Origin of the sequence: Nocardioides sp. J54 (assembly GCF_000519005.1) — a bacterium.
Classification (GTDB): domain Bacteria; phylum Actinomycetota; class Actinomycetes; order Propionibacteriales; family Nocardioidaceae; genus Nocardioides.
Genome location: NZ_JAER01000026.1, coordinates 1 through 24,250 on the forward strand (window position 1 = coordinate 1; position 24,250 = coordinate 24,250).

At 72.9% G+C, this 24,250-nt stretch carries 21 protein-coding genes; 7 read left to right on the plus strand and 14 right to left on the minus strand.

Translation table 11 applies throughout. From position 1 onward, the window contains the following. The first annotated feature begins 444 nt into the window (after nucleotides 1–444). Genes NOCJ54_RS26200 through NOCJ54_RS30020 form a run of 5 tightly spaced genes read left to right on the plus strand, consistent with a single transcriptional unit; the run spans nucleotide 445 to nucleotide 6,847 of the window. The gene (locus NOCJ54_RS26200) at nucleotides 445–2,058 is read left to right on the plus strand and encodes an FAD-dependent oxidoreductase (RefSeq protein ID WP_051485924.1); all 1,614 of its coding nucleotides are present in this window, start codon (nucleotides 445–447) and stop codon (nucleotides 2,056–2,058) included. 1 nt (nucleotide 2,059) lies between these two features. Then, complete coding sequence (gene nirB / locus NOCJ54_RS0115665; RefSeq protein ID WP_028656241.1) at nucleotides 2,060–4,642, plus strand: nitrite reductase large subunit NirB; 2,583 nt, start codon at nucleotides 2,060–2,062, stop codon at nucleotides 4,640–4,642. Next, nucleotides 4,639–5,019 (plus strand): nitrite reductase small subunit NirD, encoded by a 381-nt coding sequence (nirD, locus tag NOCJ54_RS0115670; RefSeq protein ID WP_028656242.1) that lies wholly within the window; start codon nucleotides 4,639–4,641, stop codon nucleotides 5,017–5,019. The genes nirB and nirD overlap by 4 nt, the downstream gene beginning before the upstream one ends. A 5-nt stretch (nucleotides 5,020–5,024) precedes the next feature. Then, nucleotides 5,025–6,140 carry a uroporphyrinogen-III synthase gene (locus NOCJ54_RS0115675; RefSeq protein WP_051485940.1) on the plus strand — a complete coding sequence of 372 codons (1,116 nt, stop codon included), beginning with the start codon at nucleotides 5,025–5,027 and terminating at the stop codon, nucleotides 6,138–6,140. Beyond that, the gene (locus NOCJ54_RS30020; RefSeq protein WP_036518286.1) at nucleotides 6,137–6,847 is read left to right on the plus strand and encodes a sirohydrochlorin chelatase; all 711 of its coding nucleotides are present in this window, start codon (nucleotides 6,137–6,139) and stop codon (nucleotides 6,845–6,847) included. Before NOCJ54_RS0115675 ends, NOCJ54_RS30020 begins: the two co-directional genes overlap by 4 nt. Before the next feature lie 22 nt (nucleotides 6,848–6,869). Here the strand turns inward: NOCJ54_RS30020 and NOCJ54_RS26210 are convergent, their stop codons facing one another. From NOCJ54_RS26210 to NOCJ54_RS0115700, 4 genes are all read right to left on the minus strand, one after another. After that, nucleotides 6,870–7,592 (minus strand): LpqN/LpqT family lipoprotein, encoded by a 723-nt coding sequence (locus NOCJ54_RS26210; RefSeq protein ID WP_051485925.1) that lies wholly within the window; start codon nucleotides 7,590–7,592, stop codon nucleotides 6,870–6,872. Nucleotides 7,593–7,892: 300 nt separating this feature from the next. After that, the gene (locus NOCJ54_RS0115690) at nucleotides 7,893–8,987 is read right to left on the minus strand and encodes a lipocalin-like domain-containing protein (protein WP_028656244.1); all 1,095 of its coding nucleotides are present in this window, start codon (nucleotides 8,985–8,987) and stop codon (nucleotides 7,893–7,895) included. A 105-nt stretch (nucleotides 8,988–9,092) separates the two neighbouring features. Next, nucleotides 9,093–10,379 carry an oxygenase MpaB family protein gene (locus NOCJ54_RS26215; protein WP_051485926.1) on the minus strand — a complete coding sequence of 429 codons (1,287 nt, stop codon included), beginning with the start codon at nucleotides 10,377–10,379 and terminating at the stop codon, nucleotides 9,093–9,095. Nucleotides 10,380–10,410: 31 nt separating this feature from the next. Then, nucleotides 10,411–12,312: a multicopper oxidase family protein gene (locus NOCJ54_RS0115700; protein ID WP_051485927.1), complete on the minus strand. Its 1,902-nt coding sequence runs from the start codon at nucleotides 12,310–12,312 to the stop codon at nucleotides 10,411–10,413. A 48-nt stretch (nucleotides 12,313–12,360) separates the two neighbouring features. On the opposite strand from NOCJ54_RS0115700, the gene NOCJ54_RS30025 reads away from it, so the two are divergent. Together NOCJ54_RS30025 and NOCJ54_RS30030 are read left to right on the plus strand one after the other, a co-directional pair. Then, the gene (locus tag NOCJ54_RS30025; RefSeq protein ID WP_186449706.1) at nucleotides 12,361–13,230 is read left to right on the plus strand and encodes an esterase/lipase family protein; all 870 of its coding nucleotides are present in this window, start codon (nucleotides 12,361–12,363) and stop codon (nucleotides 13,228–13,230) included. Nucleotides 13,231–13,259: 29 nt separating this feature from the next. Continuing rightward, entirely contained in the window at nucleotides 13,260–13,823 is a 564-nt protein-coding gene (locus NOCJ54_RS30030) for a TetR/AcrR family transcriptional regulator (protein ID WP_028656246.1), read from the plus strand. Between the two features lie 33 nt (nucleotides 13,824–13,856). Here NOCJ54_RS30030 and NOCJ54_RS0115715 read toward each other — a convergent pair whose 3' ends face one another. The 10 genes from NOCJ54_RS0115715 to NOCJ54_RS0115760 are packed head-to-tail and all read right to left on the minus strand — an operon-like array spanning nucleotide 13,857 to nucleotide 24,056. Then, a complete protein-coding gene (locus NOCJ54_RS0115715) occupies nucleotides 13,857–14,387 on the minus strand; it encodes a hypothetical protein (protein ID WP_028656247.1) in 531 nt (176 codons plus the stop codon). Beyond that, complete coding sequence (locus NOCJ54_RS0115720; protein ID WP_028656248.1) at nucleotides 14,384–14,896, minus strand: hypothetical protein; 513 nt, start codon at nucleotides 14,894–14,896, stop codon at nucleotides 14,384–14,386. Before NOCJ54_RS0115720 ends, NOCJ54_RS0115715 begins: the two co-directional genes overlap by 4 nt. Before the next feature lies 1 nt (nucleotide 14,897). Then, nucleotides 14,898–16,274, minus strand: a complete 1,377-nt coding sequence (locus tag NOCJ54_RS0115725; protein WP_028656249.1) for an MCE family protein — start codon at nucleotides 16,272–16,274, stop codon at nucleotides 14,898–14,900. Next, nucleotides 16,271–17,551, minus strand: a complete 1,281-nt coding sequence (locus NOCJ54_RS26225; RefSeq protein WP_051485929.1) for an MCE family protein — start codon at nucleotides 17,549–17,551, stop codon at nucleotides 16,271–16,273. The genes NOCJ54_RS0115725 and NOCJ54_RS26225 overlap by 4 nt, the downstream gene beginning before the upstream one ends. Continuing rightward, nucleotides 17,548–18,789, minus strand: coding sequence for an MCE family protein (locus tag NOCJ54_RS26230; protein ID WP_084255310.1), 1,242 nt, complete (start codon nucleotides 18,787–18,789; stop codon nucleotides 17,548–17,550). Before NOCJ54_RS26230 ends, NOCJ54_RS26225 begins: the two co-directional genes overlap by 4 nt. Next, nucleotides 18,789–19,892, minus strand: a complete 1,104-nt coding sequence (locus NOCJ54_RS26235) for an MCE family protein (protein ID WP_051485931.1) — start codon at nucleotides 19,890–19,892, stop codon at nucleotides 18,789–18,791. Before NOCJ54_RS26235 ends, NOCJ54_RS26230 begins: the two co-directional genes overlap by 1 nt. Then, the gene (locus tag NOCJ54_RS26240; RefSeq protein ID WP_051485932.1) at nucleotides 19,889–20,986 is read right to left on the minus strand and encodes an MCE family protein; all 1,098 of its coding nucleotides are present in this window, start codon (nucleotides 20,984–20,986) and stop codon (nucleotides 19,889–19,891) included. The genes NOCJ54_RS26235 and NOCJ54_RS26240 overlap by 4 nt, the downstream gene beginning before the upstream one ends. Beyond that, the gene (locus tag NOCJ54_RS28415; protein WP_051485934.1) at nucleotides 20,986–22,422 is read right to left on the minus strand and encodes an MCE family protein; all 1,437 of its coding nucleotides are present in this window, start codon (nucleotides 22,420–22,422) and stop codon (nucleotides 20,986–20,988) included. The genes NOCJ54_RS26240 and NOCJ54_RS28415 overlap by 1 nt, the downstream gene beginning before the upstream one ends. Nucleotides 22,423–22,426: 4 nt before the next feature. Beyond that, the gene (locus tag NOCJ54_RS0115755; RefSeq protein WP_028656250.1) at nucleotides 22,427–23,266 is read right to left on the minus strand and encodes an MlaE family ABC transporter permease; all 840 of its coding nucleotides are present in this window, start codon (nucleotides 23,264–23,266) and stop codon (nucleotides 22,427–22,429) included. Nucleotide 23,267: 1 nt separating this feature from the next. Continuing rightward, nucleotides 23,268–24,056, minus strand: a complete 789-nt coding sequence (locus tag NOCJ54_RS0115760) for an MlaE family ABC transporter permease (protein WP_198020243.1) — start codon at nucleotides 24,054–24,056, stop codon at nucleotides 23,268–23,270. Nucleotides 24,057–24,250: the final 194 nt, after the last annotated feature.

Genomic DNA, 24,250 nt, shown 5'->3' on the forward strand with positions numbered 1-24,250 from the left:
GTCGCCTGTCGAGGGCTGCGCGCAGGCACTCGCTGGCGCTCGGCCCGCACTTGCCCTCGACGCGCCTCCGGCGCGGGCGCCACGCTGCCGCGCCGCGGTTGCCTCCGGAGGGTGGCTCAGTCCGCCTGGCGGCAGGCCTGGGCTCTTCGCCGGACTCCCGGTGGTTGAGGTGCGACGAGCGCCAGCGAGGAGCCTCGAAACCTCCGGGCCTTCTGGGCGGACTGCGGTGGGCACAGTCCGGTGCGCCGGTGCCGGTGGTTTCGAGGCTCGGCCGCGGGCGGCCTCGCACCTCAACCACCGGCGGCTTGAAGCCGGTCGCGCTAACCCGTCCGTGACCGTGGCCACACGGTGATCCCGTGAGGCCGGTGAGGTTGTGAGGAGTAGTTGACGTCGAGGTCCACGACGCGCGGCGGAGGCGAAATCTCACGACTCCACGATGGAGACATGACCGAGAGCCACCGCCCCGACCAGCCGCTGGAGCGGCTCGTCGTCGTCGGCTCCGGCATGGCGGCGACCCGCCTGGTGGAGGAGCTGGTGGCCCGCCGGGCGACCGAGCGCTACGCGATCACGGTGCTCGGCGACGAGCCGGTGGCGCCGTACAACCGGATCCTGCTCTCCGCCGTCCTCGAGGGCACCCACCGGGTCGAGTCGATCACCCTGCGCTCGCCCGGGTGGTACGCCGAGCACGGCATCGACCTGCGCCTGGGCGCCCGCGTGCTCGGGGTCGACCGCGACCACCGCGACGTGATGCTCGTCGACGGCACCCTCGTCGAGTACGACGTGCTCGTGCTCGCCACCGGCAGCATCCCCACGCTCCCGCCGATCCGCGGCCTGGTCCGGATGGACGGCTCGATGCACGATGCGGTGCACGCCTTCCGGGGCCTCGCCGACTGCGAGCGGCTGCTCGACGCGCTCGGGGCCACCGACGCGGACGGCCGGCCGGCCAACCGACGCGCGGTCGTCGTCGGCGGTGGCCTGCTCGGCCTGCAGGTCGCGCGGGCGCTGGGCACCCGCGGCCTCGACACCGAGATCGTCGAGGGCGCCGAGCACCTGCTGCACCAGCAGATCAGCACGGCCGCCGGACGGATTCTCGCCCGCGACCTGAAGAAGCTCGGCGTCGCCGTCTACACCGGCGCCCGCGCGATCCGGCTGCACACCCACGACCACGCCCACGTCCACGACCCCGCCAGGGACGGCGCTCCTGCCGCCGACGCCCCCGGCGGCGTCCTCGGCCAGGGCCAGGTGCGGGTGCTCGACCCGCTGCCGCGCAACCCGGGCCGGGTCGCGCTGCGCCTGGACAACGGCTTCACCCTCGACACCGACCTGGTCGTGCTCACCGCCGGCGGGCGCCCCTCCACCGCGCTCGCCCGTGGGGCCGGCCTCGAGGTCCGGCGCGGCATCGTCGTCGACGACCGGCTCGCCAGCGTCACCGACCCGTCGGTCCACGCGCTCGGCGACTGCGTCGAGCACGCCGGGCGGACCACCGGATTCGTCCCGCCGGCCTGGGAGCAGGCCGGCATCCTCGCCGCCGCCCTGTGTGGCGAGCCGGCGAGGTACGACGGAGCGCGGGTCGTCGCCCGGCTGCGGGCCACCGACCTCGACGTCGCCGTGCTCGGCGACGCGGAGCGCGAGGTCGCGGCCGGTGGCGAGGTCGTCGAGGTGTCGAACCCGATCTCCGGCTCGCACCGCCGGCTCGTCGTCCGCGACGGCCGGATCGTGGCGGCCGCCCTGGTCGGCGACCTGTCCCGGGTCGGCCTGATCACCCAGCACTTCGACCGGCAGACGGTCCTCGGCGCACGCGAGCCGGGGAACCTCCTCATGCCGGAGCGCACCGAGGAGGACAGCGCGGGCAACGTCGCCCGGGCGCTCCCCGACGACGCCGAGGTGTGCGCCTGCGCGGGCGTCACCGCCGGCCGGATCCGCGCCTGCTCGTCCCTCGAGCAGGTCCGCGACACCACCCGTGCGACCACCGGCTGCGGTGGTTGCGCCTCCACCGTCAGGGAGCTGCTCGCGACCACGAGCAGCGCTGACCTGGCGACCTCCAGGAAGGGGTCCTGACATGGCACCGCACCTCCGCAAGCAGCTGGTGGTCGTCGGCCACGGCATGGTCGGCCACCGCTTCGTGCAGGCCGCCATCGAGCGCGGCCTCACCGAGACCTACGACGTGGTCGTGCTCGGCGAGGAGCCGCGCCCGGCGTACGACCGGGTCGCGCTGACGTCCTTCTTCGAGGTCGGTGCCGAGGCCCTCTCCTTCCTCCCCGAGGGCGCGTACGACGACCCGCGGGTCACGCTGCGCACCGGCGCCGTGGTCACCGGCATCGACCGGGAGGCCCGGCAGGTCGCGCTGGCGGGCGGCGAGGTCGTCCACTACGACGAGCTGGTGCTGGCGACCGGCGCGGCACCCTTCGTGCCGCCGGTGCCGGGCAAGGACCTCGACAACGTCTTCGTCTACCGCACCATCGAGGACCTCGAGGCGATCCGCGAGGCCAGCAGGGGCGCCCGTGCCGGTGCGGTGATCGGTGGTGGCCTGCTCGGCCTCGAGGCCGCGAACGCGCTGCACCAGCTGGGCGTGCAGACCCACGTCGTGGAGATGGCGCCGCGGCTGATGGCGGTCCAGGTCGACGACGCCGGTGGCGCGGTGCTCAAGCGCCACATCGAGGAGCTCGGCCTCACCGTCCACACCGGCGTGATGACCGAGCTCATCGACGGCGACGACGACGGCAAGGTCTCCGGGATCAAGTTCAAGGACGAGGAGACGATGCCGCTCGACATCGTCATCTTCTCCGCCGGCATCCGGCCCCGGGACGCGCTGGCCCGCGAGGCCGGGCTCGAGGTCGCCGAGCGCGGCGGGGTCCTGGTCGACGAGCAGTGCCGCAGCTCCGACGAGCACGTCTGGGCGATCGGCGAGTGCGCCGCGCCGGGCGGGCGGATGTACGGCCTGGTGGCGCCGGGCTACACGATGGCGGAGGTCGTCGTCGACACCCTGCTCGGTGGCGGGGCCGGCGCCTTCACCGGCGCGGACATGTCGACCAAGCTCAAGCTGCTCGGCGTCGACGTCGCCTCCTTCGGCGACGCGTTCGGCACCGCCGACGACTGCCTCGAGCTGGTCTTCGCCGACGCGGTCGCCGGGATCTACAAGAAGCTGGTCGTCACCGAGAACGCGGACGGCGGCTTCGAGCTGCTCGGCGGCATCCTCGTCGGCGACGCCTCGGCCTACGGCGTGCTCCGGCCGATGGTCGGCTCGGGCATGGCGCTGCCGGAGAACCCGGAGGAGCTGATCCTCCCCGCCGGTCGCGGTGGCGGCGTCGAGCTCGGTCTCCCCGACGAGGCGCAGGTCTGCTCCTGCAACGACGTCACCAAGGCGCAGATCAAGGCTGCGGTCTCCGACGACGCCACCCTCAACGACGGCGGCCCCTGCACCGACGCCGGCTGCGTCACCCGCTGCACGAAGGCCGGCTCCACCTGCGGCTCCTGCAAGACGGTCGTGAAGAAGATCGTGGAGGACCACTTCGCCGCCACCGGCAAGACCGTCGACAAGTCGCTGTGCGAGCACTTCGCGATGCCCCGCCAGGAGCTCTTCGAGGTCGTCGCCGTGCACGGCTACAACCGCTTCGACGACATCATCGAGGGCCACGGCCGCGGTCGCGGCTGCGACATCTGCAAGCCCACGGTCGCCTCCATCCTCGCCAGCCTGCTCAACCACCACGTGCTCGACGGCAGCAACGCGACGCTGCAGGACACCAACGACGCCTACCTCGCGAACCTGCAGAAGAACGGCACCTACTCGGTCGTCCCGCGCATCCCGGGCGGCGAGATCACCCCGGACAAGCTGATCGTGATCGGCGAGGTCGCCAGGGAGTTCGGCCTCTACACGAAGATCACCGGCGGCCAGCGGATCGACCTCTTCGGCGCCCGGATGGAGGACCTGCCGAAGATCTGGAAGAAGCTGGTGGACGCCGGCATGGAGTCCGGCCACGCCTACGGCAAGTCGCTGCGCACCGTGAAGTCCTGCGTCGGCTCCACCTGGTGCCGGTACGGCGTGCAGGACTCCGTCGGCCTCGCGATCGAGCTGGAGATGCGCTACCGCGGCCTCCGCTCGCCGCACAAGCTCAAGGGCGGCGTCTCGGGCTGCGCCCGCGAGTGCGCGGAGGCGCGGTCGAAGGACTTCGGCATCATCGCCACCGAGAGGGGCTGGAACCTCTACGTCTGCGGCAACGGCGGCGCCATCCCGGCCCACGCCCAGCTGCTCGCCGGCGACCTCGACCGGGAGACGCTGATCCGCTACCTCGACCGGTTCCTCATGTACTACATCCGCACCGCCGACCGGCTGCAGCGCACGTCGTACTGGATGGACGCGATCGGCGGCCTGGACCGGATCCGCGAGGTCGTCGTCGACGACAGCCTGGGGCTCGGAGCGGAGCTGGAGGCGGCGATGGCGCGCCACGTCGACTCCTACTTCGACGAGTGGAAGGCGACCCTGGAGGACCCGGAGAAGCTCGCCCGCTTCGTGTCCTTCGTCAACGCCCCGGACACCCCGGACCCCAACATCACCTTCCGCGAGGAGCGCGGCCAGGTCCAGGCCGCCGCCAACGACGGACCCGTGTCGCTCGGGTCCACGATCCCGGTCGGAGGCGCCCGATGACGATCGAGACCCAGACCGGTGTCGGCACGGCCGTGTGCCGGCTCGACCAGGTCCGCCGCGAGGCCGGCGTCGCCGCCCTCGTCGACGGCGAGGCCGTCGCCGTCTTCCGCACGTACGACGACGAGGTGTTCGCGCTGTCGAACTTCGACCCGTTCGGCAAGGCCTCGGTCCTGGCCCGCGGCATCGTCGGCTCGCGCACGGTGCGCACCGCCGCCGGCGAGGAGGAGGTGCCGTTCGTCGCCAGCCCGCTGCTCAAGCAGGCGTTCGACCTGCGCACAGGCGTGTGCCTCGACGACCCGGCGGTCGCCGTACCGACCTGGGACGTCCACGTCGTCGACGGGATTGTCGTCGTGGGTGGCCGACGAGAGACACTGTGAGCGTGGTGACCAGCGACCAGCCGCTCTCGGGCTTCCGGATCGGGGTGACGGCTGCGCGCCGTGCCGAGGAGCAGGTCGCGCTCCTGGAGCGGCGCGGCGCGGAGGTGCTGCACGCCCCGGCGCTGTCAGTCGACCCCAACCGGATCGACGAGGTCGCCCTGCTCGACGCGACCAAGGACGTGCTGTCCCGGCCGGTCGACATCTTCGTCGCCACCACCGGCATCGGGCTCAAGTCCTGGTTCTCCGCCGCCGAGCGGTGGGGGATGCTCGAGGAGCTCACCGGCCACCTCGGCCGCGCCGAGATCCTCGCCCGCGGCCCCAAGAGCGTCGGTGCGCTGCGCCGGTTCGGCCTGCGCGAGCTGTGGGCGCCGGAGTCCGAGGAGTTCGAGGACGTGCTCGGCCACCTGCGCGGCCGCGACCTGCAGGGCCTGCGGATCGTCGTGCAGGAGCACGGGCAGTCGCTGTCGATGGCCGCGCACGCGCTGCGCCGCCTCGGCGCCGAGGTGACGACGGTCGCCGTCTACCGCGTCGAGGGCGCCGCCGACCCCGAGCCGCTCTTCGGCCTGATCGAGGAGATCGCCGCCCGCCGGGTGCACGCCGTCACCTTCACCGCCGCACCGGCCGTCGCCGCGGTCATGCAGGCCGCCGCATCGACCGGGCACCGCGACGAGGTGGTCACCGCCTTCCAGGCCGACGTCGTCGCCTCCTGCGTCGGACCGGTCACCGCGGCCGCCTTCGAGATGTGGGGCGTGCCCTCGATCTACCCCGAGCGCTCGCGGCTGGCCGCGATGGTCAAGCAGCTCGAGGTCGAGCTCCCGTCCCGGGCCGCCGGCACCTCGCTCGAGGTCGCCGGCCACACCCTCCTCCTGCACGGCGACGACGTGCTGCTCGACGGGGTCGAGGTGAAGCTCTCGCCCGCCCCCTACGCCGTGCTCCAGGCGCTGCTCGTCAACCCGGGCACCGTCGTGTCGCGCCACGACCTGCTCGGCGCGCTGCCGTCCGGCACCGCCGGCTCCGAGCACGCCGTCGAGATGGCCGTCGCCCGGCTCCGCGCCGCACTCGGCACCCGCTGCATCCAGACCGTGGTCAAGCGCGGCTACCGGCTGGCGGTGACCCCGTGACCGCCCCGCTCGAGGGGCTCCGGCTGGTCACCGTCGCGCACGGCACCCGCACCACCGCCGGCAACCTGGTCGCCGCCGAGCTGACCGCTGCCGCGGGGGAGCGCCTCGGCGTCGAGGCCACGACGTCGTACGTCGAGCTGTGCGAGCCGCTCCTCACCGACGTGGTCGCGACCACCGACCGGCCGACCGTGGTCGTGCCGCTCCTGCTGTCGACCGGCTACCACCTGCGCCACGACCTGCCCGGGTCGGTCGCCGCTGCGCAGCGGCCCGAGCTCGTGCGCCTCGGCGGCGCGCTCGGCCCCGACCCACTGCTCGCCGCGGCGCAGGTCGACCGGCTGCGCGAGGCCGGCGCCACGCCGGGCCAGCCGGTGGTGATGGTCGCGGCCGGGTCCTCCGACCCGCTGGCCACCGACGACCTGGAGGCGGCCGCGGCGCTCCTCGCTGCTGCGTGGGGGGCACCGGTGCGGCTCGCCACCCTCTCCGCGCTCGGCACGCGTCCCGAGCACGTCGTCCGGCCGGGGGACGCGGTCTCGCCGTACCTCCTCGCGACCGGGCACTTCCACCGCAAGGCGCGCCACGACAGCCTCGCCGCCGGTGCATCGGTCGTCGCGGACGTCATCGGGCCGCACCCGCGCCTCGTCGACCTGGTCTGCGCCCGCGCCACCGCCCTGGTCGGGACGGGGCGCGGCCGCCTCCTGGCGGGCTAGGAATCGCGGGGGACGCCCGTCCTCAGACCTGGATGGTCGTGCTGGCGTCGATCGCGCGCAGCGCCACGGCCAGCTGGTCGGCCTCCTCGGGGAAGGCGTAGGCGTTGAGCTGCAGGACGTAGAGGTCGTCGCCGTCCGGGATCACCACGGTCTTCTGGGCGATGACGAGCTCGTGGCCGCCGTTGGAGTAGCTGCCGCTGACCTGCACGGCGTCGTAGGCGCCGAGGGTGCTGGGCGTGCCGGGACCGTTCGGCGTGAAGTGCTCGAGCTGCTCCAGCTCGCCGGGCGCCAGCTCCAGGATCTTGCCCGGGTCGGCCTCGCCCTCGATGCGCACCAGCAGGGCCAGCACCCGCGGCGGGTCGGTCGGCTCGGTGGCGGCGTCGTAGACCAGCGCGCCGTACGGCGCCTCGGCGCTGTAGTCGTCGCTCGGGCTCCAGCCCTCCGGCTGCGGCAGGTCGATGACCGGGCCGTCGTCGTCGGGACCGAGCGCGGTCTGCCCGATGCCCTCGGCGGCGAAGTAGTCGACGAGCGTCGTCGCGTCGCCCTCGTCGCTCGGCTGGTCGGTCGGCTGGTCGGTCGGCTGGTCGGTCGGGGTCTCCTCGACGTCGGGGGTGGCGTCGGGGACCTCGGACAGCACGGACGGGCTGGCGACCTTGCGCGGACCGGGATCGTCGCCGCCGCAGGCGGCGATGCCCAGGGCGAGCACCAGCACGGCAGGTGCGGCGAAGCGGGCAGGGTGGTGCACGGATTGCTCCTCGTCGGACGGACCCGCCGCGGTCGGCGTGCGGATCGGTGGTCTGCCCGGCGGGCGGCACCCCCACAAGGCGCCGCCGGCCGGTTCGCCGAGGACGCTAGGAAGCCGCGCTTGGAGTTCGCTTGGAGTCTGGTAGTGGCGTGCTGGCGGCCCGGGGGCAGGCACGTCGCCGCGGCCCGGGAATCACCGCCTAGGCGGCGATTCCCGAACTTGTTGGCCGCTGCAGCAGCCAACAAGTCCGGGAACCGGCCGACAAGTACGGCGTCCGGGGCCGGTGGGAGCCGTGGTGGCCTACGTCAGCGCGACGAGCTCGTGCAGCGTGGTGCCGGTCTCGACGATGGTCTCGCCGTCGACGGTCACCGTGAGCTCGAAGTCGGAGAGGAACCGGAAGTAGCCGGGCTGGCCGACGACCTTGTGGATGATCGGCTTGAGGAGCGCCCCGCCGATCTTCGTGCCGACGACCGGGATGTCGTTGAGCAGGTCGTGGCCGTGGATGACGTCCCGGACGTTCATCTGCAGCGTCACCTGGGCGTCGGTGACGCCGTCGGCGGAGGCCTCGGTCTCCATCCGGATCCAGGTGGGGTAGCTGCGCCGGGCGTCGGCGTTGTAGGCCGTCGGGCCCTCGGTGAGGGTGAGCTCGCCGGTCGACAGGATGATCTCGCCGTCCTTGGCCAGCATGAGCGGCTGCGACTGGTGGTGGTCGAAGCGCTTCTGGGTGCCGACCATCGCGTAGATCAGGGAGAACCGGTCGGTGTAGAGCCGGCCCCAGTGCCAGCGCTCGATGACGCGGGTCATGTTGCCGACGCCCCAGTTGTGGTCGGCGTAGCCCAGGCCGTCGACGGGGATGTCCTGGCCGTCGATCGACAGGGTGCCGGTGACCTTCGCCCGCGGCGCGGGGACGACCCACGCGAAGAAGTCGGTGTCGCCGTACTTCGTGTAGCCCTCGCCCGGCATCCACGAGGGGAGCTCGTTGGTGAAGGTGAAGTCGAACTCGACGCCGTCCTCGGCGACCTGGACCCGGTGCACCGGCAGCGGGTCGGTGCTGACCAGCTCGCAGGTGTTGTGCGCGACGCGCGCCTGGCACTTCTCGGCCGACGCCTCGAACGCCATCCGCGGGTAGTGCTTGATGATCTGGCGCCGGGTGCCGTCGGGGAAGTAGACGACGACCTCCACGACCGGCTTGCTGTTCGGCGGCTCCTCGGGGCGGCGCTTCTGCAGGAACACCACGACCGTGTGGCCGGTGTCGAGGCGGGCGTCGAAGTACCAGTGCTCGAAGGACCACTTCGAGTCGCTCGGGTGGAGCGCGTTGTCCCTGGGCTCGACGACGGTGAGCTTGCCGTCCTTGCTGCCGGGGCCGTTCCAGCCCTCGGTGATCGTGATGGCCACGGGTTGTCCTTGCCTGTCGGTGCGGTCGGTGCGGTCGGTGCGTTGGTGCTGCGGGTGCAGTCGGGTGGGGAGCGGGATGGAGTGGGTTGGCTCTGGTGCAGGACGTCAGCGGCGCAGCGCGCTGCTGGCGTCGAACTCGGCGCGACGCCCCTCCATCTGGGCCTCCCACCAGGACTTGCGGTGCCAGTCCATGACGTCGCCGTGCAGCTGCTTGAGCACCGGCAGCCGGCGCAGCAGCTCGACGACCGTCATCAGCGGCCAGCGGGCGAACACCAGCAGGATCCACGGGAACGCCGACGGCATGTCGTAGAGCCGGCGGGTCTCCGGTGCCATCCACAGTGCGCAGTACGCCGAGTAGATGCGGTAGTTGTACGCCGCACGCAGCCGCTTGAGGCCCGTCTGGCCCGGTCGCGGGGCGAAGGCCGCAGGGAAGGACTCGATGAGCTCCTTGCCGGCCTTGCCCGAGTCGTAGCTGCGGGCCGCGGTCGTCATCATCAGCGTCTGGACCTGCTCGATGATGGTGTCCGGCGCCCAGCGCGGCTTCACGCCGAGCAGGTGCCCCATGTAGCGGTTGAAGTGGATGAGTGCCCGCATTTCCTTCGGCGTGGTCTGCACGCCCGCCAGCCACAGGCTGAGCGCCGGCGCGACGGCGCCGCCGATCTGGGTCATCTGCTCGTAGGTCTGGCTGATCGGCAGGCCCCAGCCCTCGAAGTTCCACTCCGGGTGGTCCTTGACCCGCTTGCGGACCGCGACGTGCATGACCCGCACCTGCATGGCGGTCTTGCGGGCCTGGGAGTTCTTCTCGAAGAGCTGGCCCGGCTGGGAGACGTCGATCCAGAACTTGTTGGTCTCCAGGAACCGGCGCAGGGCGTTGTCGCCGGCGTACCCACCGGCCAGCGACAGCGGCATCGCGACCGCCCCCTCGGTGTAGATCTCGAGGGTGATGGCGCCGGCGACGCTGAACAGCATCGTGCCCCAGCGGCGCCAGGTGGCGGCGCCGAGCTCCACCAGCTCGCGGTCCACCCAGTCCGGCACGGTCTCCATGTCGGCGAACAGCGCCTTCATCGACTCCGGGGCGTCCGGGATCGACTCGATCCCGTGGTCGAGCGCCTGGTCGAGCAGCTTGCGGCCCCTGGCGTGGCCGTACTCCTTGCCGAAGAACACCTCGGCCACGAACTCCTCGGCGAGCGGGTCGCCGGCGAACTGGTCCTCGCACAGCATCCGGGCCTGCTCGTCGGTGGGGAACAGGTCGTGGCCGGTCAGCTTCTGGAAGATGCGGCGGCGACGCTGCCAGTGCGGCAGGTCCTTGCGCTCCCAGTACTTGAACCGGGTCGGGCAGACCTCGCCCGGCGCGCCGGTGGGGGCGGGGGCGGTGCTGACGTCGGTGCTCACGGGTGCTCCTCGGGAAGGGTCGGGTCGGGGGTCAGGGGGCCACCACGTGCAGCGGCAGCATCATGTCGTGGTCCTCGTGGTCGAGCATGTGGCAGTGCCACACGTAGCCGCGGACCTTGCCGTCGGCCGTGGTGGACCCGCCGCCGGGACCGTGCTCGCCGGTGGCGGCGGTCGTCGTACCGGCCGCGGGGGCGTCGTGGCCGTTGTGCCCGTCGTGGCTGCCATGACCGTCATGACCGCCATGACCGCCGTGGCCGGCCAGCGCCGCGCGGGCCGTGGCGCCCTGCGGGACGTAGGCGAGGTCGGGGTCGAAGCCGAGCTCCTCGGCGGTGGGCCAGCGCACCACGACGCGGGTGACGGAGTGGCCGTGGGCGAGGACGGTGTCCTTGAGCCCGGCCTCCCACGGCGCGGGCCCGGTGGGCGCGCCCTGGAGGTAGCGGTCGGGCGAGGGGGTCCAGCGCCTGCCGTGGCGCGGCCGCGGGTTGGCGGCACGCAGCGCGGCGTTGTTGATCCGCTGGCGGTCCAGGATCCGCATGTGCACGAGGTGGACGTGCATGGCGTGCGGGTCCGGGGTCACGTTGACCATGTCCCAGACCTCGGTGGTTCCCTGGACCGGCTTCTCGACGTCGGTCGTGGTGAACCCGAGGTTGTTGAGGCTCATCAGGGCCGGCGGGATGCGCAGGTCGGTGTCCTGCAGGATGCTCACGACGCGCCGGCGGGTCGGCCGGAGGACCGGTGGGAGCGCCTCGGGCAGTCCGCGGCCGCCGCGCAGCCGGGTCGGCACCGGACCGGCGAAACCGCGTGCGGCGGTCGCCCGGAACCGGCAGAACAGCGGCATGGTGACCTCGCCCAGGACGGCGGCCTGGCCGGGCGGCTTCTCGTCGTTGCGCAGCTCGACGGTCTCGCCCGCGGCCAGGCCCGCGAAGTCGACGAGGATGTCGACGCGCTCGGCGGGCGAGAGCCGCACGCTGGTGGTCTGCACGGGGGCGTCGAGCAGGCCGCCGTCGTTGCCGATCACCCAGAACTTCATCTGGTTGGAGAAGAACAGCCGCCACACGCTGAACGACCCGGCGTTGATCACCCGGAACCGGTAGAGCCCGCGGGCCACCTGCATCTCCGGCCAGACCACGCCGTTGACGAGGCCGACGTCGCCGACGGCACCGCCCTCCCACTTGCCCTGCGGGACGATCCAGGTCGAGCGGATGTTCTGCCGGCCGCCGGCGCCGAAGATCTTCTCCTGCAGCACCAGCGGGACCTCGAAGTCGCCGGCCGGCAGGCCGAGCGGGTTGTCGGGTCGCCCGGTGTCGAACTCGTCGCGGACGATGTTCATCCCGGCGAGGCCGGCGGCCACGTTGAGGCGGGTCGTCGCCATCGAGTGGTCGTGGTACCAGAGGTGGGTCGCCTCCTGGCGGGTCGGGAACCGGTAGACCAGCTCCTCGCCCGGGACGACGAAGTCGAGCGGGTGGCCGTCCTGCGAGGCCGGGGTGATGCCGCCGTGCAGGTGGGTGGTCGTGCGCGGACGGGTGCCGAAGTCGGCCGCCACGTCATGCAGCGAGTGGTCGACGTCCCTGGCGAACGGGTGCAGCCCGAGCTCGTTGCGCGTGCGCAGGGTCCACGGCTGGTCGCGGTGGCTGACCAGGGTCGGCCCGAGGTAGGTCTGGTCGCCGTACCCGAAGCTCGGCACCGCGTCCCAGTCGCGGTGGAAGCGGTGCAGCGTCGTGCGCGCGGACAGGGTCACGTCCGTGCTGTCGATGACGGGCGGCACCGGCAGCACGTCGCGGAAGGGCTGGACCTTCGGCGAGTGGAAGAGGAGGGGAGACTTCAGCGCCGACACCTCGGCGGCGCTCGGGCGGGCGGTCGCCGAGCGCAGCACGGAGCTGGCGCCCACGATGCCGGCACCGGTGATGAAGGCGCGGCGGCCGAGGGAGGTCACGACCGGGACACTATCCCAAAACCGTACATTTGTGTACGGTTTCTTCCCGTGCCCCGACTTCGCGCCCCGTCCCGGGCCCCGCTCACGGTGCTGCTGGCGGTGCTGCTCGCGGCCGCGCTGGTGCTCGGCCTGCCGGGGCCGGCGGCCCGCGCGGACACCACCCCCTGCCGCGGTACGACGACCGCTCCGCCCGTCGTGCTGGTGCACGACCTGCTGGGCACCCCGGCGTCGGTGTCGGGCCTGGCCGCGGTCCTCGCCGCAGACGGGCGCTGCGTGGTCGCCGAGGCGTGGGGTCCGGCACCGGCCCTCGCCCCCGTGCTGCCGCTGCTCTCGAACCTGCTCCCCGCCGTGGTCTCGAACCTGCCCGGCGGGCTCGCCTCGATGGAGCAGGCCGCCCCCGCCCTGTCCCGCCGGGTGGCCGCGACCGCTGCCACCGCCCCCGCGCGGGAGGTCGACGTGGTCGCGGTCGGTGCCGGGTCGCTGCTCGCGCTGCGCTCGGTCCAGCTCACGCCGGGCCTGCCGGTGCGCCGGCTGGTCTCCGTCGGCTCCCTGTGGGACGGCACCAACCTCGCCGGGCTCGGCGACCTCGAGCAGCTCAGCCGCGACGCGGGCACCTACGACCTCGTGCTCGGCGTCGAGAAGCTGCTGATGGATGGCGCCTGCGCGTCGTGCCGCGAGCTCATCAAGGGCTCGGACTTCCTGCGCGGCCTGCAGGCCGCAGGGCTGCGCCCGGCCGGCCTCCAGCAGGTCGACGTCGTCTCGCGCACGGACGGCCTGGTCGTGCCCTGGACGTCGGGGGTGCGCGACGGCGTGTCTACGCTGGTGGTGCAGGAGCACGACCCGGCTGCCCGGTCCTCCCACTTCGCGCTGCCGCGCGACCCCGTGGTCCAGGGCCTCGTCCGGGCGGCGCTGCGGTGACCGCAGCACGGACGAAGGAAGGAGCGGTCGTGACGACCTCGGTACGCCGCTCCCGCGGCAGCCGGCTCACCGCCGACGACTGGGCCGCGGCCGCGCTCGAGGTGCTGGTCGCCGAGGGCATCGCCGGCGTCGACATCAACACGGTGTGCAAGCACGCCGGCGTCACCCGCGGCAGCTTCTACTGGCACTTCTCCGACCTCGGTGCCCTGCACGCCGCGATGGCCGAGCGCTGGATCGCCGAGACCCGCACCGTCCTCGAGCAGCTCGCCGAGCTCGACCAGCTGCCTGCCCGGGAGCGGCTGCACGCGATGACCATGCACCTGGTCGACGACTCCAACTGGGGCGTGGAGCGGGCGCTGCGGGAGTGGGCGCGCTCGGAGCCGCGGGTCGCGGAGATGATCGCCGAGGGCGACAGCTTCGTCTTCTCGCTCGTCGAGGGCGCCCTGCTCGAGCTGCGCGGTGACGCCGCAGAGGCCCGCGTCCTCGCCGGCCTGCTCGTCTACGCCGGCATCGGCTTCGCCCACGGCCAGTCGGGCCTGCCCAAGCCGACGGCCGAGGAGATCGAGGAGCTGCTCCGCCTGGTCACCCGCTGACGGGCGCCGGGCCCGGCTCAGGCCGGACGGGGCTCAGACCGGGTCGACGCTGTCGATGCGCCACTCGCCGTCGACCTTGCGCACGCCGACGAGGACGCGGACCTGGCTGACCTTGACCGGCTGGTCGGCCGCCTGGCCCTTGCTCGAGACCAGGACCTGGTCGACGAAGGCGAGCGCCACCGCCTGGTCGTCGTCGGCGGAGCGGACCAGCCCGGCGGCCCGCACGTGCGCCTCGGAGACGGCGCCCTTCGACGTCGCCAGCGGGCGCACGGTGGCCTCGAAGGTCGTCGTGTAGTCCTTCGCGAAGGCGGAGGTCATCGTGGCGGTGGCCGCGGCGAGGGAGGCGTCGAGGTCGCCGTGGTCGTAGGACAGCGCCGTGGGGAGCAGGTCCGCCACGGCCTGCAGCGAGCCCTCGGGCGCTGTCGGCACCGTGCCGGCGGTGTACGACGCGTCCTCGGCCAGCGACGGGCGCTGGGGCCGCGGGTCGGGGCGGGTCGCCAGCCAGCCGACCAGGCCGGCGGCGAGGGCGACCGCGACGAGCAGGGCGACGACGCGGCGGCTCATCCGACCTGCTCCAGGCCCGAGACCAGCCAGGTGTCGTCGGTGCGGTCGAGCACGACCCGCATCCGGTAGTGCGCCGTCTCGGCCGCGCCCCCGCTGTCCTCGGTCGTGGCGTCGACGGCGACGAGGACCTGCGCGTGGTCCTCGTGGAGGTACTCCACGGCCGTGCCCTGCTCGACGATGGTCGAGGTGATGACCAGCTCCTTCGTGGTCACCTGCTCGGCGAGCTTCTCGCGCTCGGCGCCGTACGCCTTCGCGAACTCGCCGGTGCTCAGCGCGGCCATCGCGTCGAGGTCCTCCTCGATGGTCTCGTGGTCCATGTCGAAGAACGTCGTGACGGCCGTGCGGGCACTGCTCAGCGCACCGGCCGGGGACCCGTCGTCGCGCTGCGACCACCACAGCCAGCCGGCGGCGACGAGCAGCGCGGCCAGCACCACGGCCAGGCCGAGGGAGACCACCTTGTCGCGCTGCTCGCGGCGGTCCGTCCCGCCCTCCTGAAGGTCCTCTTCCACGTCAGTCCTCGAGGTTGCGGGTCAGGAGCCAGCCGAGCCCGTCCGACCCGGTCGGCGCCGTCGGGCTGGTGACCTGCGTCGAGCGGCCGTCGGGCGTCACCATGATGCCGCTCGTCGGGTTGTAGATCGCACGGCCCCACTGTGGTGCGGCCCGGTGGAGCGGCGCACCGCCCCTCGGCACGTTCTGGAAGCCGCGAACGTTCGGCCCGGTCGGGTCGTACGGCGACGAGGTGCACGTGATGTCCTCGGGGACCGGGGCGTCGTCGGGCTGGTTCGGGCCCTTGCCGTCGACCGGCGTGCCGTCGGGGTTGTAGCGCTTCTTCGACTCGTAGCCCTTCGTGCACGGCGGCGCGAGGGGGACCGTCGGCAGGACGATCGCGATGTGTGCGCTGTAGATCGGGTTGCCGTCCTCGTCGTAGTGGCAGGTCGACTCGATCGCCTTGCCGGTGACGGGGTCGAGGCTGTCGCAGTGCCGCAGCGTCTGGATGTTCTGCTCGAGGATGTGCGGGAAGATCACCAGCCCCTTGCGCAGGTGCGGGAGCCGGTCGGCCGCGATGTCGGTGATCGCGACCAGGTTGCCGAGCAGCACGGGGAGGGCGTCCTGGTTGTCGCGCAGCAGGCCGCTGAGGTCGCCCCCGGCCGCGATGCCCTGGCGGAAGACGTCGTCGAAGGTGTCGTCGAGCTCGCGCAGGCGGGTGGTCAGCGCGGCGAGGTCGGACTGCCCGGCGCGCGTCTCGCCGAGCAGGTCGACCTGGGTGTCCAGCACCCGCTGGGCACCGTCGATCAGGGCGGTCAGGTCGTCGGCGCTCTCGACCGCGCTGCGGGTGAGCTGGTCGGCGTCGTCGAGCACGGACTGCAGCGTGGGGCCGACGCCCTCGAGGCCTGCAGCTGCCTCGGTGAGGATGACGTCGAGGTCGTCGGGGTCGACCGATCCCGCGAGCGCGTCGAGGTTGCTGACCAGCGCGGCCAGGTCGGGTGGCGCGCTGGTGCGCTCGAGGGGGACGACGTCACCGTCGTCGAGCCGCGGCCCGCCGGCGGAGCCGGGCGTGAGGGCGACGTACTGCTCACCGATGGCGGACTTGCTGCTCACCACCGCGGCGACGTCGACGGGGACCTCGGCGTCGTGGCGCAGCTCGACGACGACCGTCGACGCGGTGCCGGGGCCGGGGAGCACCTCGACGACCGAGCCGACGCGGGTGCCGAGCAGCTCGACGTCGGCGCGCCGGTAGATCCCGCCCGGGTCGCTGAACTGGATCTCGACCCGGTCGGGGCCGTGGAGCAGGCTCGTGACGTCGAAGAACTGGGTGGTGCCGTAGGCGAGCGTCACCGCGATCACGCCGAGGAAGGCGACCAGCTTGAGCCGAATGGTGGAGGTCATCGGCCACCCCCGGTGAGCAGCTCGCCGAGGTCCTTCGGCGGGGCACCCTTCGCGGCGCTTCCGGTCGGCTTGAGCAGGGAGGAGAGGTCGAGGGCGCCGGTCAGCCCCTCGGTGACCTCGCCGACGATCGTGGACAGGTCCAGCGACTCGAGCAGCTCGGCCACCGTCGCGGGCTTCCTCCGCCCGCCGTCCGTCGTCCCCGCGCCGGCCGGGCTGCCCGCGTCGCCGCCGGTGCGGGCCGGGGACTGCCCGCGGCTGCCGGCCCCGCCGGGCGCCAGCTCGGCCAGCGAGGCAAGCAGGGCGTTGACGGTGTCGACGTCGATCAGCACCTGGCCGTACATGCCGGCGTAGTCACCCTTGATCGTCGACAGTGCGTTGCGCGAGAACGGGAAGGAGGCCAGCCGCTCCACGGTCTGCGACAGGTCCCGCTTGGCGAGGTTGAGCTGGGCGAGCACCGGCTCGAGGTTCTCCAGGTCCCGCACCGTGGCCGCCCGGGTGTCCCGGATCAGCGGGACGGCGGTGCGCGAGAGCCGCGAGAGCCGGCGCAGGGTGCGGGTCAGCGCGGGCCGCTGCCGGTCGAGGGCGGCCAGGCCGTCGGGCACGGCGTCCAGCGCCTGACCGATCACCGAGCGCTGGTCGGCGAGCGTGGCGCTGAGCCGGCTGAGGGACTCGAGCGCCTGCACGAGGCTGTCGCGCCGGCCGTCGAGGGTGCTCACCAGCGCCTCGAGCCGCCGGGTGGTGGTGCGGACGTCGCCGGGCTGCTCGAGGGCGGTGCTGAGCTCGCGGGAGATGGTCTCGATGCTGCCGAGCGAGCCGCCGTTGAGCACGAGGGACAGCGCGCCGAGCACCATCTCGGTGTCGGGCTGCGCGGCCGTCCGGCTGGCGGTGATCTCCGCGCCGGGGGCCAGGCGCCCGGTGGGCTCCTCGTCGGTCGGCGGGTCGAGGGCGACGTACCGCTCGCCGAGGAGGCTGGTCTCGCGCAGGGTGGCGACCGCGTTCGCAGGCAGCTCGACGTCCTGGTCGATGCGGCACACCACGCGCGCGTCGAGGTTCTCGTCGAGCTCGACCGAGGCGATGCTGCCGACGACGGTGTCGCCCGAGCGGCAGGTCGCCTTGGCGACGAGGTTGGTGGCGTCCTCGAGGGTCACCACCACCTCGTAGCCGCCGGCACCGGCGCCGCCGGGCAGCGGGATGCTCTGGGGGCCCTCGTAGCCGCAGGCGGTGGCGACCAGCGCGAGCCCGAGCAGTCCGGCGGCCGGGGACGTCCGCCGGTTCACTGCCCGCCCCCTGCCGCCCGCAGGGCCGCCTGGACCGCGGCCACGATGTCACCGAGCGGGCCGTCGAGACTGCCGGTCTGCTGCCCCTTCGCGATGGCGGTGAGCAAAGTGCCGATGCTGTTGCCGGCGGCGCGCAGGGCCGCGCAGAAGGGCAGCAGCCGGGCGGCCTCGGCGCCGGTGGCCTGGGTGCACACCGCACCGAGCGTGTAGGACAGCTGCACGCCGAGGTCCTCGGTGAAGTTGCCGCGCAGGGCCAGCGAGCCGGTGCGGCCACCGACGACGCTGTCCTCGGGGTGCTCGGGGTCCCAGTTGTTCGGCGCGTAGATCGCCATCGCGTTGGCGAAGCCGACCGGGACCAGGTCGAGCAGATCGGTCAGGTCGTCGAGGTGGTCGTCCAGCGTCTGCGAGACGACGGTCAGCCCCTTGATGCTGGAGGTGATGGTGGCGCGGTTGGTGCGGGTGAACTCCCGGACCTCGCCGAGGGCCTCGGAGAGTCCCTCGACCGCGCGGGTGAGGTCGGTGCGCTGGGCCGAGAGCTGCGCGCTGACCTCGGCGAGGCTCAGCACCAGGCGCCGGACCTGGTCGTCGTTCTCGGCGAGGGTGCGGGTCAGCCGGGCGGCGTCGGCGACGACGTCCTGGGCGTCCCCGTCGACCTCGGCGAGCGTGCCGAGCGCGCGGGAGAGCTGGTGCAGGGTGGTGTTGAGCCGACGGCCGTTGCCCTCCAGTGCCTTCGCGCCGGCGGCGGTGAGCCGGGACAGGGCGCCGTCCCGGTCGGCACCGTCCGGGCCGAGTGCCACGGCGAGGTCGTCGAGCTGCTGGAAGGTCTCGTCGAGCTCGAGGGGCACGGCGGTGCGGTCCTGGCCGATGCGGGCGCCGTCGGCGAGCACCTCGCCGCCGGCCCAGGCCGGGGCGAGCTGGACGAAGCGGTCGCCCACGATCGACGGCGGGACGATCGCGGCGGTCACGTCGGGGCGCAGCCGCACGTCGGGGTCGTAGGTCATGGTCACCTCGACCGCCGTGCCCTTCACCTCGATGTCGGTGACGGTGCCGACCCGGACGCCGAGGACCTTGACCGGGGCGCCCTCGTAGAGGCTGGTGGTGCGCGGGAAGGTGGCGACCAGGGTGCGGTCCGGCGGGGTGCTGGCGCGGTCCCACGCGAGCACGCCGGCCACCACCGCGAGCACCACGGCGAGCCCCAGGACCACCCGGGCCGCCTTCGACCGCCTCGTCGCTGCCATCACTGCTTCGCCTCCACGGCCGAGGTCGCGGCCGGTCCCAGCGGCAGGCACGGCGAGGTGCTGCCGTTGAGGGCCTCGTTGAGCTGGGAGAGCACCGGGTCGAGCAGCTGGTTGACGATGGTGCGCTCGTCGGAGGCGCACACGGCGTACCCGGCGGGCAGCTTGATCGTGCCGTCGAACCACGGCCCGGTGCCACCGACGTTGGTGAAGGTCTTGCCGTAGCGCACGGTGCCCTCGATGGACTCGCCGAGCTGCTCCTCGTGCTCGCGGAGCACGTCGAGCACCCGGTCCAGCCTGGTGAGCGTCGGCTCCAGCGCCGCCTTGTTGTCGGTCACCAGGCTGCGCAGCTGGGTGGCGAAGGCGCTGGTGTCCTTGATGATCGCGGAGACCACCTCCTTGCGCCGGTCCAGCATCTCCAGCACCGCGGAGGTGTCGCCCAGCAGCTCGGCGAGCTCGGAGTCGCGCGCGGCCAGCACCTCGGTGACCTGCTCGGCGTCGCGGAACAGCCGGCGGACCTGGGCGTCCCGGCTGGCCAGCGTCGTGGAGAGCCGGCTGAGCCCGTCCAGCGCGCCCTGCGCCTCGGGGGCGGCCGCCTCGACCACCTCGGCGAGCGAGTCGAACGCCTCGGCCAGCCGGTCGGTGTCGATCCCGGCGAGCGTGCCGGTGGCCTGCTGGAGGGTCGGCACGATGTTCATCGGCGTGGTGGTGCGCTCGAGCGGGATGGTGGCGCCGGCCCGCAGCGGCTCGGTGCCGGCGGGGGTGAGCGCGACGTAGTGCTGCCCGAGCAGGGTCCGGATCTCGATGCTCGCGGAGGTGCGGTCGCCGATCTCGACGTCGTCGAGCTCGAGGTCGACCACGACGGTGTCGCGGACCAGCTCGATGTCGGTCACCTTGCCGACCTTGATGCCCGAGATGCGCACCTCCTCGCCGCCCTGGAGTCCGGACGCGTCGCTGAAGACCACGCGGTAGGGCGTGCCGGCGAACAGCGGCACCCGGTCGAGGTTGAACACGAGCAGGGTCGCGGCGACGAACAGCACGATGCCCTGCAGGGCCAGCAGCACCGGGTAGCGGCGCCCGAAGCGGATGAGCGAGGGGACCTTCACTGCAGGTTCCCCTCCTCGGTGCCGGCGCAGATCGTCGAGCGCTCGTTGGCCGAGATCCCCGGCGAGGACAGCAGGTACTCCCCGCCCAGGAGGCGCACGTTGAGCTCGATGCCGCACATGTAGAAGTTGAACTGCGAGCCGTAGGAGCCGGTGCGGGTCTGGGCCCGGTTGCGCCGCGGCAGGCGCTGGAGGGACTCCTCGATCAGGGGTCGGTCCTTGTCGAGCACCGCGACGATGTCGGACAGGTGCGCGACGTCCTTGCGCAGCGGTCCGCGCACGTCGCGGATCAGCCCGGTGGAGACGGTGAGCAGGTCCGAGAGGTCCGGCAGGGCGGTGGAGATGGCGTCGCGGTCCTTCGCGAGGCCCTGCATGAGGTCCCGGAAGGTGACGATCAGCCGGGTCAGGCGGGCGTCGCGGTCCGCGATCGTCGACAGGACGGCGCCGAGGTTGTCGACGACGTTGCCGATGACCTGGTCGCGGTCGGCGAGCTCGGAGGTGAGGCTAGCGGTGCTGCGCAGCAGCGAGGCGTACGTCGTGCCCTCGCCCTGCAGCGTGCGGACCATCAGGTCGGCGAGGCGGTTGGTCTGCTCGGGGTCGAGCGCGCGGAAGAGCGGCTGGAAGCCGTTGAAGAGCACGGTCAGGTTGAGCGCCGGCGAGGTCCGGCCGACGTCGATGGTCGTGCCGGCCTCGAGCTGGGTGGCCCCGGGCTCCTGGCTGATCGCCAGGTAGCGCCGGCCGACGATGTTCTCGTAGCGCAGCGCCAGTGTCGCCGAGTCGTGGAGCGGCACGTCCTCGTCGACGGTGAAGGTGATCCGGGCGTGCCGGGCGTCCAGCTCGCCGTCGAGCTCGACCCCGGTGACCCGGCCGACCTCGACGCCGGACAGCCGGACCTTGTCGCCCACGGTCACGCCGGTGGCGTCGGTGAAGTTCGCGTGGAAGGTCCGGGTCGGGGCGAAGGAGATGTTGCCGACGATCGTCGCGAGCAGGCCGAACAGCGCGATGGTCACCGTCGCGAAGACGAGCATCTTGTAGGCGGAGGTGGGGATCCGCGGCTGCCTCTTCACCTCGGGCGCGGGGATGCGGACGTCAGCCATCAGGGCACCTCCAGCGGGTCGCCGCCCAGCAGCGGGGCGATGAGCAGGCCGCCGAGCTCGGCGTCGCCGCGCTCCTCGCCCTCGCCGTCTTCGCCGGCCGAGCCGTCCAGGCGGGCGAGCAGGTCGCGCGCCAGTGCCGTCGCGACCGCGAGGCGACGACCCTCGACGTCGACGGCGCGGCTGCGGGCCGACGAGCCCGCCTGCGGCTGCGGGGTGCGCTCGTCGCCGTGCTCGCTGGTGATGACCTGGTTGGGCAGCGCCGGCAGGCTGCGGGGCAGCGCGTCGACGGCCTCGTGGACCTGCTGGCCGAAGCGGGGGCAGTGCGGCTCCCACGACCGGATCGGTGCCGGCAGGGTGTCGAGCGCGGCGTCGCTCTCCGGGTTGGACGGCAGGTCGGCGGGCGCGGAGTAGGGCTGGCGCACGATGAACATGTCGATGCTCAGCAGCACGTAGGGCCCGCGGGCGCCGGTGGTCTGGTTGCCGTGGAGGTCGACGCGGCGCAGGCCGTCGATGGAGCAGGCGAGCATGGGGGAGTACTCCGCGAGGAGCGCGGTGAGGGGCTCGCCGCGGACCACGAGCCGGACCAGGTCGTCGCGGTTCTCCGCCAGCACCTCGCGGGCGGTGTCGGACAGGTCGGTCAGGGTGGCGAGGAACCGGCCGAGCCGTTTCTCGGCCGGCACCAGCAGGTCCTCGGTGAGGGCGGTGACGTTGGCGAGGTTGGTCAGCACGTCGGGTGCGGCGGCGTCGTACCCGTCGAGGGTGCGGGCGAGCAGCCGCAGGTCGGTGTCGAGGGTGTCGAGGTGGGGGTCGAGCTCGGCGAGGAAGGTGTCGAGGTTGTCGAGGGTGTCGCGCACCTGGCCGCCGCGGCCCTCGAGCGTGGCCGCGAGCGTGGTCAGGACCGTCGAGAGGCGGGCGGGGTCGATCGCGCGCAGCACCGGCACGAGCTTGTCGTAGACGTCGCCGATCTCGGTCGCGGTCGCGGTCTGCTCGATCGTCGCCCCGTCGGTGAGCCGGGGACCGGACGCGCTGGCGGCGGCCGTGCCGCTGGCGCCCCGTCCGGCGGGGCCGGTGGTCCGGGGGAGCAGGTCGACGTACTTCTGGCCGAACAGGGTCTTCGGCACGATGGCCGCGTCGACGTCGGCGGGGATCCGCTCCAGCTCGTCGGGCTGGATGCCGAGCTCGATCACCGTGCGGCCGTCGCGGGAGCGGATGTCGCGGACCTCCCCGACGACGCGCCCCTGCAGCTTCACGTCGGCGTACTTGTTGAGCTCGAGGCCGGCGCGCGTGGTGAGGACCTCGACGTGCGCGGTGCGCTGCCAGGGCAGGTCCTTGTTGTAGGCCGCGATGCTGACCGAGACGAGCAGCGCGAGGACGACGAGGTAGCCGACACCCAGGAGGGCGTGCCGGTGCTGCTGCCAGGCGGTGGGGGCGGGCACGTCGCTAACCCGCCAGCCTGACGGTCGTCGTGGACCCCCACAGCGCGAGGCTGAGGAAGAAGTCCGCCACGATGATCATCACGATGGAGAGCCGGACCGCGCGGCCCACCGCGACCCCCACGCCGGCGGGGCCGCCGCTCGCGGAGTAGCCGTAGTAGCAGCAGACGAGGGTCAGGATGACCGCGAAGACGAGCACCTTCCCGAAGGAGTAGGCGACGTCGACGGGCGGCAGGAACAGGCTGAAGTAGTGGTCGTAGGTGCCGCCGGTGAGGCCGTAGTAGTGCACCGAGACCGCCTGCGTGGAGGCGTAGGTACCGACCAGCGCGATCAGGTAGAGCGGGATGACGGCGACGAACGCGGCGATCATCCGGGTGGTGACCAGGTAGGGGACCGAGCGGATCGACATCACCTCGAGGGCGTCGATCTCCTCGCTGATCCGCATCGCGCCGATCTGTGCGGTGAACCCGGCGCCGACGGTGGCGACGAGCGCGTTGCCGGCGATCAGGGGCGCGACCTCGCGGGTGTTGAAGTACGCCGACAGGAAGCCGACGTACGGCTCGATCCCGACCTGCTGCAGGCCCTGGTAGCCGACGAGGCCGACCACGCTGCCGACGGCGACCACCTCGAAGACGAGGATGCCGACGGTGCCGGCGACCAGCACGAGGGCGCCGCGGCCGAAGGAGACCTCGGTGAGCAGGCGCAGCACCTCGCCGCGGTGGTGGCGCACGGCGTGCGGGACGCCGCGCAGGACCTGGCCGTAGAAGGCGACCTGGCGACCGAGGTCGGCGAGGACGGCGTAGCCGGGAAGCGGGCGCCGCTCGGCGCTGCGGGTCGTGGGTGCCACCTCAGAGCCCCTTCGGCGGGACGAGCTCGTAGTAGAGCGCCGTCAGCAGCGCGTTCGCGAGGAAGAGCACGACGAACGCGATGACGACCGACTGGTTGACGCCGTCGCCCACGCCGCGGGCGCCGCCCTTGGCGCGCACGCCCTGGTAGGTCGCGACGATGCCGGCGAGGATGCCGAAGAGGAACGCCTTGAGCTCGCCGACGTAGAGGTCGGGCAGCTGGGCGAGGGCGCTGAAGCTGGCGAGGTAGGCGCCGGGGGAGCCGCCTTGCACCAGCACGTTGAAGGCGTAGGCGCCGATGATGCCGACGCTGGTGGCGATCGCGTTGAGCAGCGCGGCGACCACGCCCATCGCCAGCACGCGGGGCACGACGAGCCGGTCGACGACGTTGAGGCCGAGGACCTCCAGCGCGTCCAGCTCCTCGCGGATCTTGCGGGAGCCGAGGTCGGCAGCGACGGCTGTTCCGGCGGCACCTGCCACGATCACCACCGTCGCGATCGGGGCGGCCTGCTGCACGATGCCGACCACGGCGACGGCGCCGGTGAACGACCGCGCGCCGAGCTGGTCGAAGAGGGAGCCGATCTGCAGGGCCAGGACCGCGCCGAACGGGATCGTGATCGCGCAGGCCGGGAGCAGGGAGACCCGGGTGGCGAACCACGCCTGGTCGGAGAGCTCGCGCCACGCGAACGGACGCCGGAACATCCCGCGCAGCACCTCGAGGGCGAAGACGAGCAGCTCACCGACCGGGACCAGGGGACGGGTCAGCACGGCCGTGCGCGCAGCCGCGCTCATGCTGCCCCTCCGGACATCGTGCCTCCTGCCATCGCCGGCCGCCTGCGTGACCCTGCCGCACCCTAGCCCAAAACCGTACATATGTGTACGGTCTCCGGGTGCTGGTCGGGCAGGCCGCCCGTCCAACGGGCGCCGGGGTTGCGGGTCACGACAGCCGGGCCGGCATCGGGACCAACGTCCCGGGTGTCGCGAGC

What these genes read in the sequence shown, in the direction of transcription:
- NOCJ54_RS26240 (WP_051485932.1), bottom strand. Translation starts at nt 20,986, where the DNA reads ATGGCTGACGTCCGCATCCCCGCGCCCGAGGTGAAGAGGCAGCCGCGG.
- NOCJ54_RS26230 (WP_084255310.1), bottom strand. Translation starts at nt 18,789, where the DNA reads ATGGCAGCGACGAGGCGGTCGAAGGCGGCCCGGGTGGTCCTGGGGCTC.
- nirD (WP_028656242.1), top strand. Translation starts at nt 4,639, where the DNA reads ATGACGATCGAGACCCAGACCGGTGTCGGCACGGCCGTGTGCCGGCTC.
- NOCJ54_RS0115725 (WP_028656249.1), bottom strand. Translation starts at nt 16,274, where the DNA reads ATGACCTCCACCATTCGGCTCAAGCTGGTCGCCTTCCTCGGCGTGATC.
- nirB (WP_028656241.1), top strand. Translation starts at nt 2,060, where the DNA reads ATGGCACCGCACCTCCGCAAGCAGCTGGTGGTCGTCGGCCACGGCATG.
- NOCJ54_RS0115760 (WP_198020243.1), bottom strand. Translation starts at nt 24,056, where the DNA reads ATGAGCGCGGCTGCGCGCACGGCCGTGCTGACCCGTCCCCTGGTCCCG.
- NOCJ54_RS0115715 (WP_028656247.1), bottom strand. Translation starts at nt 14,387, where the DNA reads ATGAGCCGCCGCGTCGTCGCCCTGCTCGTCGCGGTCGCCCTCGCCGCC.
- NOCJ54_RS26200 (WP_051485924.1), top strand. Translation starts at nt 445, where the DNA reads ATGACCGAGAGCCACCGCCCCGACCAGCCGCTGGAGCGGCTCGTCGTC.